The 2,054-nt window shown below is 57.8% G+C and carries 2 protein-coding genes; both read right to left on the reverse strand.

All coding sequences use genetic code 11. The annotated features are described in order from the left end of the window. Window positions 1-338: 338 nt before the first annotated feature. Window positions 339-1,889: an S-layer homology domain-containing protein gene (locus tag GXX34_10440; GenBank protein ID HHW07921.1), complete on the reverse strand. Its 1,551-nt coding sequence runs from the start codon at window positions 1,887-1,889 to the stop codon at window positions 339-341. Window positions 1,890-1,905: 16 nt separating this feature from the next. Continuing rightward, window positions 1,906-2,054: hypothetical protein (locus tag GXX34_10445; GenBank protein ID HHW07922.1), on the reverse strand; the 149-nt coding region annotated here is incomplete at its 5' end.

A 2,054-nucleotide genomic window follows, 5' to 3' on the forward strand; every position in this document is an offset into this window, starting at 1 on the left:
CTACGGGCAATTTCTCTTTGAGAGTATCCCTGTTCCGTCAGTCTTAGGATTTCAATGACTTTCACGGGCTCTACGCACCTCATCTTTCTTCCCCCTGTACACGTAGTTACCTACATTGTACAGGATTAATTCTGGAGGTGCCGGTCTATTGCCCGGATAGGGCAGGAACAGTGGCCGAATGTCGCAGGAATCGCGGCCGGATGCGGCAGGAATTCTGCCCGGATGTTACAGGATTCATGCCCGGATATGGCGAGAGGACTGGCCGGATGGCGCAGGAATACTCAAGAGCAACAAAAGAAGGTTAGGGGCAAACCTAACCTTCCTTTTTTTGGTCCGGGTTAACGGAAATTAATCAGCCGTTCCCGGTACTCGGTTTTCAAGTCATGTTGGAGATAGTTGATAAACCGCTGCAGGAACGCCGCGGCTTCGGCCCGGGACATGGTTTGATTGGGCAAGACGTTGCCGTAACCGTCGCCGCCCACGATGCCCATTTCCGCCGCCACGTAGATGGCGTCCCGGGCCCAGTAGGGTATTTGCCGGTCATCGTTAAAAGGTGTGACGGGATTCTGCAAGGGCGCCAGCCGTTCAAAACCCAGGGCCTTGATTAAGGCGGTAATGGCTTCCGCTCTGGTTAATGAACCGTTGGGGTTGAAGCGCCCCGGGGTCACTCCGGCCATGATTCCCACTTCACTGATGGTTTTGATGGCTTCGTAGGCCGGGTGGTCGGTGGACACGTCGCTGAAAGGTGATACTTCCGTCACCTGTTGCTGCTGCCGGAAACGCTCGAAGGGGTTAACAACGGCCTGCGTTTGCTGCTGGGCAGCGTCCTGCTTTTGAAGGTCCAGGAGTTTCACCAGGGCATAAGCGAATTCCCCGCGGGTCATATCCAGCCGGGGACCGAAGTAATCCCCTTTGGTGGTAAAAGCCTCCAGGCTGGCCAGCTGCAAAATCGGCCCCTCGGCCCAGTGGTTGGCCAGGTCCCGGAAGGGTGGCACCGGCAGCCACCGCTGGGTGGGCATGGTAGCCAAGCGGGCGGCACCGATGCGGTACTTCCGGCCCCAGCTGTTCCGCACCAGGCCGTTGCGGTCAAATTCCGGCAGGTTGGCTTCGTAGCGTAGAATTCCCTCTTCTTGAATAGTCTCGATGTAGCCCCCGGCAAAACTGATGGGCGTAGGTTCATTGGCATGATAAGTTAAGTCCCTCGTCTTGTTGAAAGAGATATCGATCCTAAAAGTGCCCGCCCAGTTTTGCCGGTAAACCTCATCTCCCACCTGCACTTCCCCATCAAAACGGATGGTGCCGTCAATCCGCTGGGTTTCCGTGCTGCCCCAGGCGTGCTCATAGCCCACCGTATCGCCCCAGGTCTCGATGACCACCTGCCCCCGGTTGCCGCCGATGGAGTAAGTCTTGCGGCTGGTCCAGGTGCCGCTGAAGTAATCCACCGTCGGCTGGGAGTCCACCAGGGCCGACTTGGAATACTGGTAATCGGTTAAGGTGTAGCGCTGGGTGCCCACGGTGATGGTTTCCGTCAGGCGGTCCAGGTTCGTCACGTAAATGGTCTGCCGGTTATCCATTTTGCTTTCCGCCGTGGAGGAGTAGGAAGCGGTGCGGGTGAGCTTGATGGTGCCGTCCTGGCTTTGCAGATTATAGGTCAAGGTCGTGCTCAAACCGCTGCCCGTGTTGCCGCGGGTGACCCGGCCGCCGCGGCCGCTGCCCTTCTGCACCGTCCCGGTTAACAGCACCGGTTCACCGGTAATAAAGGTAACCTCCTGGTACTCCCGTTCGTTATAAATCCCTTCCTCCAGGTGCAGTTCCACCGCCCAGGCGGGAACAGCCGCACAGCCAAGCAAGAAGAATGCACAGGCAAAGATCAACAAGTATTTCCGCACACCGGTTCCCCCCTGTCTACAGCTTGAACAGCACACAGCCGTCGTACAAATCGTGCACCACGTACACTACATCGCCGGGTTGCAGGTCCCCAAGACCGCCGTAGAAACTCCCCGTATCCACCAGGGCGTCCTCCAGGTTCAAGCGCAGGACCTGCGGGTTGGGAG

The sequence above is a fragment of the Clostridia bacterium genome (genome assembly GCA_012840125.1).
GTDB lineage: Bacteria > Bacillota > DULZ01 > DULZ01 > DULZ01 > DULZ01.